The organism is Pseudomonas halotolerans (assembly GCF_039581215.1).
In the GTDB taxonomy this organism is placed as follows: Bacteria; Pseudomonadota; Gammaproteobacteria; order Pseudomonadales; family Pseudomonadaceae; genus Aquipseudomonas; species Aquipseudomonas tehranensis.
Genome location: NZ_JBCNTJ010000002.1, coordinates 407,900 through 422,055, shown reverse-complemented (window position 1 = coordinate 422,055; position 14,156 = coordinate 407,900). Strand labels below are relative to the sequence as shown.

The 14,156-nt window shown below is 60.1% G+C and carries 15 protein-coding genes; 9 read left to right on the top strand and 6 right to left on the bottom strand.

The window, feature by feature from the left end; genetic code table 11:
- Positions 1-44 precede the first annotated feature (44 nt).
- The 6 genes from xylA to AAIS01_RS04340 all read left to right on the top strand — a co-directional run bounded on the left by xylA (position 45) and on the right by AAIS01_RS04340 (position 6,639).
- Complete coding sequence (xylA, locus tag AAIS01_RS04365) at positions 45-1,361, top strand: xylose isomerase (RefSeq protein WP_092455395.1); 1,317 nt, start codon at positions 45-47, stop codon at positions 1,359-1,361.
- Between the two features lie 146 nt (positions 1,362-1,507).
- Entirely contained in the window at positions 1,508-2,509 is a 1,002-nt protein-coding gene (xylF, locus tag AAIS01_RS04360) for a D-xylose ABC transporter substrate-binding protein (protein ID WP_092455393.1), read from the top strand.
- Between the two features lie 174 nt (positions 2,510-2,683).
- A complete protein-coding gene (xylG, locus tag AAIS01_RS04355) occupies positions 2,684-4,240 on the top strand; it encodes a D-xylose ABC transporter ATP-binding protein (RefSeq protein WP_343467952.1) in 1,557 nt (518 codons plus the stop codon).
- Positions 4,241-5,377 (top strand): sugar ABC transporter permease, encoded by a 1,137-nt coding sequence (locus AAIS01_RS04350; protein ID WP_343467951.1) that lies wholly within the window; start codon positions 4,241-4,243, stop codon positions 5,375-5,377.
- A 601-nt stretch (positions 5,378-5,978) separates the two neighbouring features.
- Positions 5,979-6,260 (top strand): fructose-bisphosphate aldolase, encoded by a 282-nt coding sequence (locus AAIS01_RS04345; protein WP_343467950.1) that lies wholly within the window; start codon positions 5,979-5,981, stop codon positions 6,258-6,260.
- A 58-nt stretch (positions 6,261-6,318) separates the two neighbouring features.
- Entirely contained in the window at positions 6,319-6,639 is a 321-nt protein-coding gene (locus tag AAIS01_RS04340) for an isochorismate lyase (RefSeq protein ID WP_343467949.1), read from the top strand.
- Positions 6,640-6,662: 23 nt separating this feature from the next.
- Here the strand turns inward: AAIS01_RS04340 and AAIS01_RS04335 are convergent, their stop codons facing one another.
- From AAIS01_RS04335 to AAIS01_RS04325, 3 genes are all read right to left on the bottom strand, one after another.
- The gene (locus AAIS01_RS04335; protein WP_343467948.1) at positions 6,663-7,100 is read right to left on the bottom strand and encodes a DUF3995 domain-containing protein; all 438 of its coding nucleotides are present in this window, start codon (positions 7,098-7,100) and stop codon (positions 6,663-6,665) included.
- A gap of 126 nt (positions 7,101-7,226) precedes the next feature.
- Positions 7,227-8,237 (bottom strand): ABC transporter substrate-binding protein, encoded by a 1,011-nt coding sequence (locus tag AAIS01_RS04330; protein ID WP_343467947.1) that lies wholly within the window; start codon positions 8,235-8,237, stop codon positions 7,227-7,229.
- Positions 8,238-8,428: 191 nt separating this feature from the next.
- Positions 8,429-8,878 carry a hypothetical protein gene (locus AAIS01_RS04325; RefSeq protein WP_343468027.1) on the bottom strand — a complete coding sequence of 150 codons (450 nt, stop codon included), beginning with the start codon at positions 8,876-8,878 and terminating at the stop codon, positions 8,429-8,431.
- A 427-nt stretch (positions 8,879-9,305) separates the two neighbouring features.
- Here AAIS01_RS04325 and AAIS01_RS04320 point away from each other — a divergent pair, with 427 nt between their 5' ends.
- The 3 genes from AAIS01_RS04320 to AAIS01_RS04310 all read left to right on the top strand — a co-directional run bounded on the left by AAIS01_RS04320 (position 9,306) and on the right by AAIS01_RS04310 (position 10,231).
- On the top strand, positions 9,306-9,542 hold the full coding sequence (locus AAIS01_RS04320; protein ID WP_343467946.1) for a hypothetical protein: 237 nt from the start codon (positions 9,306-9,308) through the stop codon (positions 9,540-9,542).
- Positions 9,543-9,676: 134 nt separating this feature from the next.
- Entirely contained in the window at positions 9,677-9,907 is a 231-nt protein-coding gene (locus AAIS01_RS04315) for a hypothetical protein (RefSeq protein WP_343467945.1), read from the top strand.
- An 87-nt stretch (positions 9,908-9,994) separates the two neighbouring features.
- On the top strand, positions 9,995-10,231 hold the full coding sequence (locus AAIS01_RS04310) for a DUF2789 family protein (RefSeq protein ID WP_092398847.1): 237 nt from the start codon (positions 9,995-9,997) through the stop codon (positions 10,229-10,231).
- A gap of 203 nt (positions 10,232-10,434) precedes the next feature.
- Here AAIS01_RS04310 and AAIS01_RS04305 read toward each other — a convergent pair whose 3' ends face one another.
- From AAIS01_RS04305 to AAIS01_RS04295, 3 genes are all read right to left on the bottom strand, one after another.
- On the bottom strand, positions 10,435-12,048 hold the full coding sequence (locus AAIS01_RS04305) for a methyl-accepting chemotaxis protein (RefSeq protein WP_343467944.1): 1,614 nt from the start codon (positions 12,046-12,048) through the stop codon (positions 10,435-10,437).
- A 178-nt stretch (positions 12,049-12,226) separates the two neighbouring features.
- The gene (locus AAIS01_RS04300; protein WP_003202859.1) at positions 12,227-12,631 is read right to left on the bottom strand and encodes a TraR/DksA family transcriptional regulator; all 405 of its coding nucleotides are present in this window, start codon (positions 12,629-12,631) and stop codon (positions 12,227-12,229) included.
- A gap of 326 nt (positions 12,632-12,957) precedes the next feature.
- Positions 12,958-13,980: an ABC transporter permease gene (locus AAIS01_RS04295; RefSeq protein ID WP_214918517.1), complete on the bottom strand. Its 1,023-nt coding sequence runs from the start codon at positions 13,978-13,980 to the stop codon at positions 12,958-12,960.
- Positions 13,981-14,156 lie beyond the last annotated feature (176 nt).

Genomic DNA, 14,156 nt, shown 5'->3' with positions numbered 1-14,156 from the left:
GTTAGTATCGGGACACACCGCCAAGAACAATAAGGAAAACGCCCATGTCGTACTTCCCCGCCATCGACAAGGTTCGCTATGAAGGCCCCGCCAGCGACTCGCCTCTTGCCTTCCGCCATTACGACGCCGACAAGCTCGTGCTCGGCAAACCCATGCGTGAGCACCTGCGTATGGCTGTGTGCTACTGGCATACCTTTGTCTGGCCGGGATCCGATGTGTTCGGCGCCGGCACCTTTCAACGCCCCTGGCAGCACGCCGGCGACCCGATGGAACTGGCCATCGGCAAGGCCGAAGCGGCCTTCGAATTCTTCTCCAAACTGGGCATCGACTACTACTGCTTTCACGACACCGATGTCGCCCCGGAAGGCCAGTCGCTGAGGGAGTACCGCAACCACTTCGCGCAGATGATCGACCACTTGGAGCGTCACCAGGAACAAACCGGGATCAAGCTCCTGTGGGGCACTGCCAACTGCTTCAGCAACCGGCGCTTTGCCGCAGGCGCGGCCAGCAACCCCGACCCGCAAGTGTTCGCCTGCGCCGCCGCCCAAGTGTTCAGCGCGATGAACGCCACTCAGCGTCTCAAGGGGGCCAACTACGTGTTGTGGGGCGGTCGTGAAGGTTACGAGACCCTGCTCAATACCGATCTCAAACGCGAGCGCGAACAACTGGGCCGCTTCATGGCCATGGTGGTCGAGCACAAGCACAAGATCGGTTTCAAGGGCGATCTGCTGATCGAACCCAAGCCGCAGGAACCGACCAAGCACCAATACGATTACGACAGCGCCACGGTGTTCGGCTTCCTGCAGCAGTTCGGCCTGGAGAAGGAGATCAAGGTCAACATCGAGGCCAACCACGCGACCCTGGCCGGGCACAGTTTCCATCATGAGATCGCCACCGCCGTCTCCCTGGGGATCTTCGGCAGCATCGACGCCAACCGTGGCGATCCGCAGAACGGTTGGGACACCGACCAGTTTCCCAACAGCGTCGAAGAGATGACCCTGGCCACCTATGAAATCCTCAAGGCCGGTGGCTTCACCCATGGCGGCTTCAACTTCGACTCCAAGGTCCGTCGTCAGAGCCTGGACGAGATCGACCTGTTCCACGGCCACGTCGCGGCCATGGACGTCCTCGCCCTGGCCCTGGAGCGCGCGGCGGCCATGGTGCAGAACGATCAACTCCAACAGTTCAAGGATCAACGCTATGCCGGCTGGCAGCAGCCGTTCGGTCAGGCAGTGTTGGCGGGAGAATTCAGCCTTGCTTCACTGGCCGAACACGCCTTCGACAACGAGCTCAATCCGCAGGCTGTGAGTGGTCGGCAAGAGATGCTCGAAAACGTGGTCAACCGGTTCATCTACCCCTGACACCAGGCCCCGTTCGCTGCGCAGAGGTTGTTACATTCTCACGACAAATCTCTGCTCGCAGCACTGCGGGAGTCTCTACAGTTCTACCCGCACCACGTTCATCGTCAGGCAGTGTCTTTCGAACAACAATAAAAGGACGCACCACCATGAAAAAACTGAAACTCACGCTGCTCGCCGGCGCCTTGGCCCTGCTCTCGCTTCCGGTCATGGCCGACGCTACCCACCCGAAAATCGGTTTCTCCATCGATGATCTGCGCCTGGAACGCTGGTCGCGGGACCGTGACTATTTCGTCGCGGCGGCGGAAAAAATGGACGCCAAAGTCTTCGTCCAGTCGGCCGATGCCAACGAGCAGAAACAGATTTCCCAGATCGAAAACCTCATCTCCCGTGGCGTCGATGTGATCGTCATCGTGCCGTTCAACGCCACGGTGCTGACCAACGCCGTCGCCGAAGCCAAGAAGGCCGGGATCAAGGTGGTGTCCTATGACCGACTGATCCTCAATGCCGACATCGACGCCTACATTTCCTTCGATAACGAAAAAGTCGGCGAGATGCAGGCCAGCGGCGTGTTGAAAGCGGCGCCCAAGGGCAACTACTTTTTGCTCGGCGGCGCGCCCACGGACAACAACGCCAAGGTCCTGCGCGAAGGCCAGATGAAAGTGCTGCAACCGGCCATCGACAAGGGCGATATCAAGATTGTCGGGCAACAGTGGGTCAAGGAATGGAACCCCACCGAAGCCTTGAGCATCGTTGAGAACGCCCTGACCCGCAACGACAACAAAATCGATGGCATCGTCGCCTCCAACGACGCCACCGCAGGCGGCGCCATCCAGGCCCTGGCCGCGCAGAAAATGGCCGGCAAGGTGCCGATCTCGGGGCAGGACGCGGACCTGGCGGCGGTCAAGCGGGTGATCGATGGCACCCAGACCATGACCGTCTACAAGCCACTGAAATTGATCGCCACCGAAGCGGCCAAGCTCTCGGTGCAACTGGCGCGCAACGAGAAACCCACCTACACCTCGCAATACGACAATGGCAGCAAGAAAGTCGACACCATCCTGCTCACCCCGACCCCGTTGACCAAGGACAACATCGACCTGCTGGAGAAGGACGGGTTCTACACCAAGGCGCAGATCGCCGGGCAGTGACCTAATACCAGTCAATCAAGCCCCCTGTGGGAGCGAGCCTGCTCGCGATGGCGCAAGCACATCCACTATAGATGCAAGCTGAACCACCGCTATCGCGAGCAGGCTCGCTCCCACAGTTCCTTGACTGCCTGCCCCACTGTTTGTGTGTGAGCCTTTTTTATATGAGCCCTCGCCATGTCCGACTACCTGCTGCAAATGAACGGCATCGTCAAAACCTTTGGCGGTGTCAAAGCCCTCAATGGCATCGACATCAAGGTCCGGCCGGGTGAATGCGTCGGCCTGTGCGGTGAGAACGGCGCCGGTAAATCCACGCTGATGAAAGTCCTGTCGGCGGTCTACCCGTACGGCACCTGGGACGGTGAAATTGTCTGGGACGGCCAGCCGCTCAAGGCGCAGTCCATCAGCGAAACCGAAGCCGCCGGGATCGTCATCATTCATCAGGAATTGACCCTGGTCCCCGACCTGTCGGTGGCGGAAAACATCTTCATGGGCCACGAGTTGACGCTGCCCGGCGGACGCATGAACTACCCGGCAATGATCCACCGTGCCGAGGCCCTGATGCGTGAACTCAAAGTGCCGGACATGAACGTCTCGCTGCCGGTTTCACACTACGGCGGGGGTTACCAGCAACTGGTGGAGATCGCCAAGGCGCTGAACAAACAGGCGCGCCTGTTGATCCTCGATGAACCCTCCTCGGCCCTGACCCGTTCGGAAATCGAGGTGCTGCTGGACATCATCCGCGACCTCAAGGCCAAGGGCGTCGCCTGCGTCTACATCTCGCACAAACTCGATGAAGTGGCCGCCGTGTGCGACACCATTTCGGTGATCCGCGACGGCAAACACATCGCCACCACCGCCATGACCGACATGGACATCCCGAAGATCATCACCCAGATGGTCGGACGAGAAATGAGCAACCTCTACCCCACCGAACCCCATGACATCGGCGAGGTGATTTTCGAGGCACGCCACATCACCTGTTACGACGTCGACAACCCAAAACGTAAACGGGTCGACGACATTTCGTTCGTCCTCAAGCGCGGGGAAATCCTCGGCATCGCCGGGCTGGTCGGCGCCGGTCGCACGGAACTGGTGTCGGCGCTGTTCGGTGCCTACCCCGGCCGCCATGAAGGTGAGGTCTGGCTCAACGGCCAACCGATCGACACGCGCACGCCCCTCAAGTCAATCCGCGCTGGCCTGTGCATGGTGCCTGAAGACCGCAAGCGCCAAGGCATCATTCCCGACCTGGGGGTGGGCCAGAACATCACCCTGGCAGTGCTGGACAACTACTCGAAGATGACCCGCATCGACGCCGAAGCCGAGCTGGGCAGCATCGACCGGGAAATCTCGCGCATGCACCTCAAGACCGCGAGCCCGTTCCTGCCGATCACCAGCCTTTCCGGCGGCAACCAGCAAAAAGCCGTCTTGGCCAAGATGTTGCTGACCCAACCGCGCGTGCTGATTCTCGATGAGCCGACCCGTGGCGTGGACGTCGGCGCCAAGTACGAGATCTATAAGCTGATGGGCGCGCTGGCCGCCGAAGGCGTGTCGATCATCATGGTGTCCTCGGAGCTGGCCGAAGTGCTGGGGGTGTCCGACCGCGTGCTGGTGATCGGCGAAGGCCAATTGCGCGGCGATTTCATCAACCACGAACTCACCCAGGAACAGGTGCTCGCCGCCGCCCTCAGCCACCCCGAAGACCATAACAATAATGATCGGAAGTCTGCGTAGATGAATCAGGTCAAGCAACTCTTCAGCCGCTACAAAATGCTCGCGCTGGTGATCGCCGTGGCGGTGATCTGGCTGTTTTTCAGTTGGCAGACCGAGGGCGGGTTCCTGACTCCGCGCAACCTCTCCAACCTGCTGCGGCAGATGTCCATCACCGGGATCCTGGCCTGCGGCATGGTGCTGGTGATCATCAGCGGCGAGATCGATCTGTCGGTGGGTTCACTGCTTGGATTGCTCGGAGGCCTGGCGGCGATTCTCGACGTGATCTATCACATCCCGCTGCTGGCGAACCTGAGCCTGGTGGCCTTGTGTGGTTTGATGATCGGTCTGGGCAACGGCTACATGACGGCTTATCTGCGCATCCCGTCATTCATTGTCGGCCTGGGCGGCATGCTCGCCTTTCGCGGCATTCTGCTGGGGATTACCGACGGCACCACCATCGCCCCGGTGTCACCGGAGCTGGTCTACATCGGCCAGGGTTATCTGCCGCACGCCGTCGGCACGGGCCTGGGCGTACTGCTGTTTGCCTTGACCCTGTTCCTGACCTGGAAACAGCGGCGCAATCGCGCCCTGCATGGCTTGGCGGCCCACTCTCTGGTGCGTGATGTATTGCGCGTGGTGCTGATCGGCGCGGTACTGGCGGGGTTCGTCTATACCCTCAACAGCTACGACGGCATCCCGGTGCCGGTGTTGCTTCTGCTGATTCTGCTCGGTGTGTTCAGCTACGTCACCAGCCAGACCGTGTTCGGCCGGCGGGTCTACTCGGTGGGCAGCAACATGGAAGCCACGCGCCTGTCCGGGATCAACGTACAGGCGGTGAAACTGTGGATCTTCGGCATCATGGGCGTGATGTGCGCCCTCGCCGGCGTGGTCAACACCGCGCGCCTGGCCGCAGGTTCACCCTCGGCCGGCAGCATGGGAGAACTTGACGCCATCGCCGCCTGCTTCATCGGCGGCACCTCCATGCGCGGCGGCTCCGGCACCGTCTACGGCGCCCTCCTCGGCGCGCTGGTGATCACCAGCCTGGACAACGGCATGTCCATGCTCGACGTCGACAGTTATTGGCAGATGATCGTCAAGGGCAGCATTCTGGTGCTGGCGGTGTGGGTGGATGTGAGTACGCGCACGGGGCGGCGCTAGTGGTCAGGAACTCATCCACGGTGGGAGCAAGGCTTGCCCGCGATGAGATAACGCGGTTTCCCTGCGAGCCGGGAGCTCTGCCTCGCGAGCAAGCTTTGCTCCCACCGGACCTGCGAACTCCAAGTGGTAGCGGCCAGAGTCGGTCCTAAAATCTCGTAGGAATTTACCCCTGTGGTGAGGGGATTTATCCCCGCTGGGCTGCGAAGCGGCCCCAAACCAAACACCTCGTTTCGCCAGGTACACCGCAGGCAGCGGTTTTGCGACTGCTGCGCAGCGGAGCGGGGATAAATCCCCTCGCCACAGGGGCCGTGAGCGTCCTACAGGTCGGTTGTGGGTGCCGGGATCGACTTCTATAGTTGGGCTCGCCGCTGGCGTTGGTCAGTGGCTGGGTTTCGCAGCCCTACAGAATATGAATGACTTGCACCGTCGAATGAAAACTCAGGCAAAATTGCCGGCTTTCATTTTATGGCGGTTGCGCGCGGGAGACCTTCGGGTCTGCCGGGTTGGGTCATTCCTCGGTCTGCGAACCCGCGCGTAGCTGCCACCCATTTGTTTCGCAGCAAGAAGGTGGCAATTCTTTTTTTCTTAACGGAATGACCTTATGACCACACATCAAGCATCCGACCGTTTCACCCCATTAACCCAAACCGCCACCACCCACCCCGTGCTGCTGATCGACACCCACGCGCCATTGCCCGAACTCCACGCCTGCGCCAGCGAACGCCTGCACGCCACGCTCGACTACCTGACGCTGGTGGCCTGCTCCAGCCTGCGCGATTCTGCGACGAGTGATATCAACACCCTCACCAACGTCGCCCGGATTCTGGTGCAGGACGTGGCGGATGTGTTCGGCGTGATCGAACAGCACGGGCTCGAAGGCTGAACACACATCGATAATCGGCCCGGCTTGGGCCAATCCTGTCTCAACAAGGAGTAACTGCATGGAAGTGCACAACCCGCTACAACCCTGCGATTGCGCGAATATGGAAGACATCCGCCGCGAAATCGACGCCCTCGACCAGACCGTTATCCAGCTGTTGGGCAGGCGTTTTCAATACGTGCTGGCGGCGTCGAAATTCAAGACCTCGGCCACGTCGGTGCGTGCTCCGGAGCGTTTCAAGGCGATGCTGGCGACCCGGCGCCAGTGGGCCGAGGCTGAAGGCCTTAGCCCGGATGCGATCGAGAAAATGTACAGCGACTTGGTGAGTCACTTTATCGCCGAAGAAATGAAACACTGGACGGCTCAGCAATCCGGGACCTGATCGCCACGACAAGCGTATTGCGTTCAGGCCCAGGCCACCGTCAACAGACCGGCCCCAAGCACGACACATAACGGTGAATAAACCCATGTGTCGAGCTTGGCGAACGTCGAGCCTTTGACCTCCTTGAAGAAACCCACCAGGTTCGATTCGCCAATGGCACGGGCGAACATCAGCAAGGCGATCGCGCTGATCAGCCATTGCAAGGCCCGATGGGTGATGGGCGGTGCCAGCAAGCCGACCCGCAGGCACACCAGAGCCGCAATCAGCAGCAGCGCGAGGGCCACCAGCAGTGTCAGCCAACCCGATGGGTTGAACGCCGGGCGCAGCGACTCTCCTTGCCTCGCCGGAACCTGAGGCACGACCGCCAGGGCCGCCCATCGCCCGCCCAGGGCCCAATACAAATGAATCAAGCTGATGGTCGCAAATATCGCGACCAGCGACCGAGCCACTAAAAGCGTCATTCGCCAGCCTCCTTGAAAGGTTGAACAATCATCCTAGCTCGAATTCGGCATTTCGCCGCACGGGCGCAGACTGCCGGTTTTCGGCGATTGACGCATTGCTCAAGATCAAGAGTTCAATCGGGCACGCTACAGACCCGCAGCGACTTTGTCGGCGACCTCCTTGGGCACCCAAGCCTGCCAGACCTGGGGATGGGCCTTGAGGAACGCCTCGGCGGCTTCGCGCGGCGGCGTGTGCTTTTCGCTCATGTCGGCCAGGGCCTTGTTCAACGGCTCGATGGGCAAATCGACTTTACTGAAGAACTCGGCAATGTCCGGGTGTTGCTTTTGAAACGGCACGGAGACGCCAATCGACAGCTTCGAGGCCAGGGAGCGGGTTGGCTTGGGGTTGGGGTTGTCGGCATCGGTCAGGGTTTTCCAGGCCTCGGCATCGAACGGGGGTTCTTGCAACTGCACCAGCTTGAAACGTCCCAGCAGCGGCGTCGGCGACCAGTAATAAAACAGGATCGGCTTGCCCCGGCGGATCGACGAGCTGATTTCCGCATCCAGCGCCGCGCCCGAACCACTGCGGAAATTCACATAGCTGTCGGACAGACCATAGGCCTTGAGCTTCTGCTTGTTGACCACTTCGGAGGTCCAGCCGATGGGGCTGTTGAGGAAACGGCCCTTGCTGGGGCTTTCCGGGTCTTTGAAGACATGCTTGTAGCGCGCCAGGTCTTCGACGCTGCGCAAATCCGGGGCCAGGGGTTTGATGCCCTTGGCCGGGTCGCCCTTGATCACATATTCCGGGACCCACCAGCCTTCGGTCGCGCCCTTGACCGTATCGCCCAAGGCGACCACCTTGCCTTCAGCCTCGGCCTTGACCCATACCGGGCTGCGACCGGCCCACTCTTCCCCGATCACCTGGATGTCGTTATTGGCCAGCGCCGTTTCCAGGGTAATGGTGGTGCCCGGCAAGGTGTCAGTCTGCAGCCCATAGCCCTTTTCGACGATCACACGCAGGATATCGGTGATCAGACTGCCGCTTTCCCAATTCAGGTCGGCAAAATGGATCGGCGCCTGCGCGGCCGATGCCGGGAGAGGCGAAACCAACACCGCACAGGCGGCCCAGGCAGCCAGCCACTGTCGAACTCGTTTCATGCGTTGCACCTCGTACCAGACACAGCCATAGCTCAACGGTCCTGCGTAACCGGACGCAAGCCTCTGATTAATTCAGTCAACTGACTGTAGCCGAGGTTCCACGCAGACCTGGTGAAAACTGTTAGCAGGGCGCAAAACCCGAACGCTGGAGCAACCCGCTTCTCACCTGCCTCGAGCTGACGAGGTACACCTCACTCGCTGGCCTTGAAGGTGACGAGTTCACCTTTGCGCCACTTGGCGGCTTTGGCGGTCACGGCCTTTAGGGTCTTGGTCAGGCCCTCGTGCAACTGCTCGTTGGCGGCGAAAACCGTCAGCACGCTGTGCCCTTCCTTGAACAGGATCGCGTGGCCACCGGGGGTGGTGACGAACGCGTAATCGCCAAGGCCATAGACCGTCAGTTTGATTTCGCGAAACCTGATTTCAAACTTGCCACCTTCACGGCTGGGCAATACCGCTGCACGAAAATGATCACCGACTTTGAGCTCAAGCCTGGGCTTGTCATCGACCACCAGGGCCGATTCGGTGTCGATTTCGGCAACATAAATACCTTCGGCGGTTTGCTCGGTGATGTAGACGAAGCGCGACTGGAACTGCTTGACCAGTTTTGCCCGCAGATCACCAAGTACGAATAACGCATGCATGTCGAGATTACTTACTGCCAAGGAAACATCCCCATCTTTGTAAACGGCCCGCCCTCTGAAAAGGACGGACCACGAGAACCCGTGCCGACTGTGTGTCGCAGTGGACCTGTAACTGAAAATTCGAAGTGAACGGCGTGCCCTGCCCCAGGGCGAGAGAAGACTAAAGGATTGTCACTCTCGCCGTCTTTCCCGCGGGGTCGTCAGAGGCTGAAGGAAAACGCCACTCTGAGCATCGGAAAAGGTGGGACTACTAACTTTAGGGAAATTTCTCACTTAGAAAAGCATTTTTCTGACATCGAGGCCAAAAAAAATTGCTTTAGATAGGCACAGCCCCCACACGGTGCTGCCGATTCTAGAGCAGCCGCAGGCGTGGAGACTACTCAAAACACTCGGCAATTCGTCGGTAAACCATAGAAAAGGAATTCACATGGCCACTTTCACGAGCCTGACCCAACCCCTCACCCCTTGCATCGCTGACAAGCCTGACGGGTTTGACGAAGTCCATTACCTGCCGGGTTCTTTGTTTCAACCGCGTTATCGGGTGGTTCTGGCCGGCAAGTGCTTTTTCCATATTGAAGAAACCTCGACTGGCCGTGTAAGAGGTTTCCGTACTGATCATAACGAGGCCTGTTACCTGGCCAGGCGTCTGGAACGTAGCGTTTGACCTGAGATACGACACGCCCATCACTTAACTCAGCCGCGACAGGCAACTGCTGCCATACTGCCTGCCCAGCGAAGACCGTCCCCCCATTGACGATCGCGCACTCATACTAATGACTTGTGAAGGAAAGGCGCGACGTGACGGAATTTGATATTGGCGAGTATTTCATCCGGGGCGAGGCCAGAGAGGTCGAAGGCGAATTCCAGGCTGTCATCGTGATGCGCGCCAAGCCCCCCTTGACCACCATCACGTGTCATCAGGTGGAAAAGGATCGCTGGTTCAAAACCTCCGAGCTCGCCGCCGAAGCCGCGCGGGCAGCGGCAAAAGCCCTGAAACTGGCGGTGGATGAAGGCGCGTTGAAAGCCTGAAGCCGATCGAACTCCTGAGCGGCGTTTGCCTCAGATAAAGGGAAGCAACCGAGGCGCCATGACGGCGCCCGCCCAAAGGAGAACCCCATGGAACAGCCCTCGCACGAGCTCAGAACCCTGTTCGATCAACTAGGCCTGCCATCGGATGGCAAAGCCATCGATGACTTCATCATGGCCCATCCGCTGGACCCGGAGATCAAACTGGTGGAGGCCGACTTCTGGTCGGAGCAACAGAAAGACCTGCTCCGTGAATGGCTGCTCGCCGACGGCGAGGAAGCGGTGCTGGTGGATCAGTTGAATGTCCGTTTGCACGACGGCAAATAACCCGTCAAACCCCGTGGCGAGGGAGCTTGCTACCGCTCGTTCCCGTAGGAGCTGACGAGCGAAGCGAGGCTGCGATCTTTCCGAGCTCAATTGAGTTTCAAGTGAAAGATCAAAAGATCAAAAGATCAAAAGATCGCAGCCTCGCTTCGCTCGACAGCTCCTACAGCGTGATCAAGCGCCACCGCCACCGTTTTTTTACCTCATCAGGCCTGGCGCGGCTTCTCGGGTTTGTAGCCTAGCCGCAGGCCACCCCAATGACGCCCCTTGAGCATGATCGGCACTGAAAGGTCATGCATCAGCTCACCCGTATCGCGCGTGTAGGTCTGCAACAGCACGGGCTGCTGGTGGCTACCACACCGAATCCCTGTGCGATCGGAGAATTTGCGTTTAGTGCGATTGTTCACCGTGTCCACTTGCGGATCGCCGGTCAGGGGTTGGCTGAAGACCTTGTTGTGGGTCGGTACATAACCTTCCTGGGTACAGGCAATGGCGAATACCAGGCCTTCGTGCCGGGAAAGCAAAGGTTCCTGGATGGCCGGCAGGACCTGATCGGTGTAGCGGTCGAAACGGGTCTGAAACTTGGCGGGCTGGGTATTGGGGATCGGCTGGTAGCTGCGGTCGAACAGGTCCTCCAGGCTGACACGGCCCTGGTCGATGTCTGCCTCGAACTGGGCCGCGATCTGGCTCGCCCCTTCGCGCGCCAGGTCGTAGACCCGTTGGTGATAATCGTCCAGGCCGACCTCGGCCAGGCGCTCGCTGATGGTTTCGGCCTGGCCTTCCATTTGCACAGCCGCTTGAGCCAGGCGCTGGGTCTGCTGATCGCTGATGGACAGGTCGCTGCGCATCTGTTCGATGGCGTGAAACAGGCTGTCGAGTTGTTCGCGGTTGGTGTCGGTGCCTTGGGCGATGGCGCTGACCTGGGTTTCGACGCCGGCCGCCAGCCGGGCTATGTTTTCCAGGTGCTGACCGGTGTGCTCGACTTGCTGCACGCCACTGTCCAGGTCGCTGGCCAGTTGGCGGATCTGCTCCACCACTTGGGCGGTGCGCTGCTGGATGTCCGCAACCATCACCCCGACCTCGCCGGTTGCCGCGGCCGTACGCCCGGCCAGCCCACGGACCTCGTCCGCCACCACCGCGAAGCCACGACCATGCTCGCCGGCCCGTGCCGCTTCGATGGCCGCGTTGAGCGCCAAGAGGTTGGTCTGGCTGGCGATCGACTGAATCACCAGGCTGACCCGCTGGATTTCATCGCTGCGCACACTCAGCGCCTCGATCAACTCGCGGCTGTCGTTCGCGCGCTGGCTGAGCTGGTGCATCCGGCTGATGGACTCCACCAGTTCGCTGCGCCCGGCAACGCTACTGCGATGGGCCTCACTGGCGGCGCTCAGGGCCTGCTGGCTGAGTTGCGAGGTGGCCTGCTCGGTGGCGATCATCGATTCGGCATTGCCGACGATTTGCGCCGCCGCATCGAGCTGCGACTGAACCTTGCCAGCCAGTTGCTTGACCGAATAGGCGACGCCGGCCGCTGACAACGCGTTATGGCTGGTGGTGTAAGACAGATCACGGGTCAACTCGGCCAACGTGTCCGCAGCGGCGGGTTCAGGCTCGGCGGCCAGACGCGAGCGCAGGCGCGGCAGCCAGACGATGAGCATCGCCAGGGGCAGGCCCAGATACAACGACAAACCACCCAGGGTCATGCCGCCCAGCAGCAAAGTCAGCGCAAGACTCTGCAAAGTCGGCGTCAGCCAACGCGCCGTGTGGCCGGTCACAGGCACCGAAGCTGGCACCGCCCTCGCCAGGGAACCGTCTGTCGCCATATCAATCACCCACATTTCTCGTTGTTATACCCGCATTAAACGCCACTACGGAGCCATTATCCATGGTCCATTAGTCGTGTTTTTGTCGAGGGTCAACGCAAGTAGGCGAACAGGCGCAGCCGAAAGCAAAAAGATCGCAGCGTCCGGAAGGAAGCTGCGATCTTTTCTGAAACGCGAATCAGGCCTGACGCTGGTGCTTGTCGATCTGTTCGTGACGTTCCTGAGCTTCGATGCAGTACTTGGTGGTCGGGCTGATCAGCAGGCGCTTGAGGCCGATCGGCTCGCCGCTGTCATCACACCAGCCGAAGCTGTCGTCGTTGATACGGTCCAGGGCCTGCTCCAGCTGAGGCAGCATGCGCTGGTCGCGATCGATGGCGTTGACCAGCCAGGTCCGCTCTTCTTCCACGGAAGCAGCGTCCGCCGGGTCAGCCGGGGTATCCAGGCTCTCAATGGCGATTCGGTTCTGTTCGATGCGCTCGTGGGTTTCCACTTTCATGTTCTGCAACAGCTTGGTGAAGAAAGCCAGCTGCTCGGCATTCATGTAGTCATCCGCCGGCATGGCCAGCAACTTTTCCTTTGTCATTGATTTCTCTATAAAAAAACGTGCATTAAGGCGAATTATGAAGCGTCCCGCAGCGCGCTGCCACGCTCATCGGGAAGGCGCCGTCTATTCCAAGCGCCACCCGGCACTCAATTTACGAGGGGCGGCAGTCTAAGGCCGAGTCGAAGCCTCAGCAACTGAAAACATAGGGAAAATGTCCGACAACCCTTCTAAATGTTCTCTGACAAGCTTTTGGCAGTCATCGGAGTGCGTTTATAACAAGAAATTCGATTCAATAGCTGTATCAAGAAGACAAATGGCAACGCCACGCGGGTCAGGCGTGGCGCTTTGTCGCAGCGAAAGGCCCTTCAGCGTTTGAGTTTGCGCTTATTGCGGTACTGGTCGATGACCACCGCCACCACGATGATCAAGCCTTTGATGATGTCCTGGATGTAGGCATCCACGCCGACGAAGGTGAAACCACTGGCCATGACCCCGAGGATCAGCGCGCCGATCACCGTTCCGGTGATGCGCCCCACCCCACCGGCCAGGCTGGTGCCGCCGATCACGGCCGCCGCAATCGCGTCCAGCTCATAGGACATGCCCATGCCGGCCTGCCCCGTGGCGGCCCGCGCCGAAGCCACCACCCCGGCCAGCCCCGCCAGCAGCCCGGCGATGCTATAGACGATCACCAGGTGCCGTTTGACATTGATGCCCGAGGTGCGTGCCGCCTGCATGTTGCCGCCGATGGCGTAGGTGTACTTGCCGTACTTGGTGTAGCGCAGGGCGATGTGGAAGATCACCGCCACCACCAGGAAAATGATCACCGGCATGGCACCCTGGCCGATGGCGGTATAGGAATCGGACAACATGCTCACCGGTTGGCCTTCGGTGTAGTAACGCGCCAGACCACGGGCCGAGACCATCATGCCGAGGGTGGCAATAAAGGGTGGGATACCCGTGATGGCGATGATGCTGCCGTTGATCGCTCCGGCCAACAGCCCTACGCCCAACCCCGCCACCACCGGTATCCATACGGGCAAATCAGTCAGGGAGGGAAACACCGCCCGGGTGAAATCCGACGTTTGGGCCAGGCTGGCGGCGATCATCGCCGACAACGCCAGCACCGAGCCGGAGGACAGGTCGATACCGGTGGTGATGATCACCTGGGTCACACCGATGGCCAGCAGCCCGATGATCGACACTTGCAGGATCATCAGCACCAGGCGCTGGGAGTTCATCAGGAAACTCTGGTCGCGCATGATCCAGCCGAACACTTCGAACACCAGGCCGATGCCGATCAGCACCAGGAAGATACTCAGTTCCGTCGGTAGCCGCCGCCGTGTCCTGGCCGGGGCGGCCGCGGGTTTGTTTTCCAGTATCGCGTTCATAACCATTCACCTTTTTTATCTGTGGCGAGGGCACCGCTCGCGCTGGGTTCTGTGGGAGCTGACTCGCGGAGCGAGGCTGCGATCTTTTGATCTTTCGCTTGAAACTCAGGTGCTGGGTGAAAGATCGCAGCCTCGTTGCACTCGACAGCTCCTACAGAGCCCTGCGCGAGCTTGAG